We start from the raw sequence: 2,640 nt of genomic DNA on the forward strand, positions 1-2,640 counted from the left end.
CTCGCCGACGGTGCCCCACGCCTGGCACTCGCCGCAGCGGCCGGCCCACTTGGCGGTGGTCCACCCGCACTCCGAGCACACGTAGCCGGGGCGGGCAGGGCGGGCCGAGCGCGAACGGGCGGTCGTCGAGGAGGTCACGCCCGCGACGCTAGCGGCCGGCACCGACATCCTCGGGAGGCCCCCGCTGACATCCCGCACGGCCGCCCCGAGGGGCATCCCTGGTCCCCGGACGGACATCCCCCGCGCCCACGGCGGAGACCTCTTGCGCCCGCGCTGAACAAGCGTTTAGTATGCTGAACATGCGTTCAGCACCCGCGGCCGAGGACTCCACCGCCCGCGCCCGGATCCGGGACGCCGCCGTCCTGCGGTTCTCCCGCGAGGGCTTCGGGACCTCGCTGCGGACCATCGCGCAGGACGCCGGCGTGAGCGCGGCCCTCGTGGTCCACCACTTCGGCTCCAAGGACGGGCTCCGCCAGGCCTGCGACGAGCACGTCCTCGCCGTCATCCGCGATCAGAAGCGGGAGGCCCTGGGCCCGAGCGGCCCCACGGAGATGCTCGCGCGGATGGCCGAGCTCGACGAGTGGGCGCCGCTGGTCGGCTACGCGCTGCGCAGCATGCAGGCCGGCGGGGACCTCGCCCGGGCCTTCCTCGACCACTTCGCGGCCGACGCCGAGGAGTACCTCCGGGAGGGGGTGGCTGCGGGGACCATCCTCCCCAGCCGGGACGAGGTCGCCCGGGCCCGCCACCTCACCGTGATGGGCTACGGCGCCTTCCTGCTCGACATCGCGCTCCACCCCCCGGAGGACCCCGCCGACCTGCGCGCCTACCTGCACGGGTACCTCGAGCGCACCGGCCTGCCCGCGATGGAGCTCTTCACCCAGGGGCTGTTCACCGACCGCTCGATGCTCGACGCCTACCTCATGTACGTCACGGACCCGCCCGCGGAGGCCTGACCCCCGCGACCTGCAGATTCGTACGACCCCGAGAGGTGCCCCATGGACCCCGTCATCGACGTCCACGACCTGACCAAGCGCTTCGGCCGCGTGCTGGCCCTCGACGGCCTCGACCTCGTGGTCGAGCCCGGCGAGGTGCACGGCTTCCTCGGCCCCAACGGCGCCGGGAAGTCCACCGCGATCCGCGTGCTCCTCGGCCTGCTGCGCACCGACGCCGGCAGCGTCCGGCTGTTCGGCGCGGACCCCTGGGACCAGGCCGTGAGCCTGCACCGCCGCCTGGCCTACGTGCCGGGGGACGTCAACCTGTGGCCCAAGCTCACCGGCGGTGAGGCCATCGACCTCTTCGCGAGCCTGCGCGGCTCCCTCGACCAGCGCCGCAAGGCCGAGCTGCTGGAGCGCTTCGACCTCGACCCGACCAAGCGCACCCGGACCTACTCCAAGGGCAACCGGCAGAAGGTCGCCCTCGTCGCGGCCCTCGCGAGCGACGTCGAGCTCTTGGTGCTCGACGAGCCCACCTCGGGCCTCGACCCGCTCATGGAGCTGGTCTTCCAGGAGTGCGTGACCGAGGCCGTCGCGGCCGGGGCCACGGTGCTGCTCTCGAGCCACATCCTGGCCGAGGTCGAGAAGCTCTGCGACCGCGTCACGATCATCCGTCAGGGCCGGGACGTGCAGAGCGGCACCCTGGCCGAGCTGCGCCACCTCACCCGGTCGACCGTCTCGGTGGTGACCACCCAGGAGGCCACCGGCCTGGAGCTGCTCGACGGCGTCCACGAGGTGCGTCAGGAGGGCGGGCGCACCGTCCTCACGGTCGACGACCCGGCGCTCTCGGGGCTGATGTCCCACCTGGCCCCGCGCGGGATCGAGAGCCTGCAGGTGAACCCGCCCACCCTCGAGGAGCTCTTCGTCCACCACTACGGCACCGCGCAGACAGGCGCGCCCACCGGCACCGCGCCGCCCGAGGCGCGCAACGGCACCACGCCGTCCGCCGTGCCCGACGACGCCGTCCGGGGTGCACGGTGAGCGCGGCGACCCAGGTGGCGCCCGCGCGGCCGGCTGCCGTGCCCCGCACGGACCACGGCCTGACGGGAACCCGCCGTCTGGTGCGCTTCGGCCTGCGACGGGACCGCGTCCGGATCCCTGCCTGGGCCCTCGGGGTCGCCGGGCTGGTCGGGTACATGGGCCTGGCCATCCCGCTCGCCTACCCCGATGCCGCGGCCCGGCAGACCCGGGCCGCGATCATGGCCGACCCTGCTGGTGCCCTGCTCACCGGCCCGGGCTACGGGTTGGCGGACTACACCTTCGGTGCGATGGTCGCCAACGAGCTCGTCGGGATGGTCTGCGTGGCCGTCGCCCTGATGTCGATCTTCCTCGTGGTGCGGCACACCCGTGCCGAGGAGGAGACCGGCCGGGCCGAGCTCGTCCGGGCCGGCGCCGTGGGCCGCTACGCCCCGTTGACCGCGGCCCTCGTGGTCGCGGTGGTCGCCAACCTCGTGGTGGCCCTCACGCTGGTCCTCGCGCTGATCGCCAACGACCTCGCCCTCGTGGACTCGGTCGCGGTCGCCACCGGGGTGGCGACCGTCGGACTGGTGTTCACCGGGGTCGCCGCGGTGACGGCGCAGCTCGGCGACCACGGCCGCAGCGCGAGCGGCGCGGCCGGGGCCGCCCTGGGACTGGCGTACGTGCTGCG

Annotated in this window: 2 protein-coding genes and 2 pseudogenes; 3 read left to right on the forward strand and 1 reads right to left on the reverse strand. The window is 74.2% G+C overall.

Annotated elements, in window-relative coordinates; translation table 11 throughout:
* Window positions 1–168 (reverse strand): annotated as a pseudogene (locus L0B03_RS16310) (DNA repair protein RadA); the annotation flags it as partial.
* Between the two features lie 131 nt (window positions 169–299).
* On the opposite strand from L0B03_RS16310, the gene L0B03_RS16315 reads away from it, so the two are divergent.
* From L0B03_RS16315 to L0B03_RS16325, 3 genes and pseudogenes are all read left to right on the forward strand, one after another.
* A complete protein-coding gene (locus L0B03_RS16315) occupies window positions 300–953 on the forward strand; it encodes a TetR/AcrR family transcriptional regulator (RefSeq protein WP_250447833.1) in 654 nt (217 codons plus the stop codon).
* Window positions 954–995: 42 nt separating this feature from the next.
* The gene (locus L0B03_RS16320) at window positions 996–1,973 is read left to right on the forward strand and encodes an ABC transporter ATP-binding protein (protein WP_250447835.1); all 978 of its coding nucleotides are present in this window, start codon (window positions 996–998) and stop codon (window positions 1,971–1,973) included.
* Window positions 1,970–2,640, forward strand: a pseudogene (locus tag L0B03_RS16325) (hypothetical protein); the annotation flags it as partial. The gene L0B03_RS16320 and the pseudogene L0B03_RS16325, both read left to right, overlap by 4 nt.

Source organism: Actinotalea sp. C106, from assembly GCF_023630195.1.
GTDB lineage: Bacteria > Actinomycetota > Actinomycetes > Actinomycetales > Cellulomonadaceae > Actinotalea.

Bases quoted from the DNA above. Each gene is read 5' to 3' on its own strand.
- L0B03_RS16315 (WP_250447833.1), top strand. From the start codon at position 300: ATGCGTTCAGCACCCGCGGCCGAGGACTCCACCGCCCGCGCCCGGATC.
- L0B03_RS16320 (WP_250447835.1), top strand. From the start codon at position 996: ATGGACCCCGTCATCGACGTCCACGACCTGACCAAGCGCTTCGGCCGC.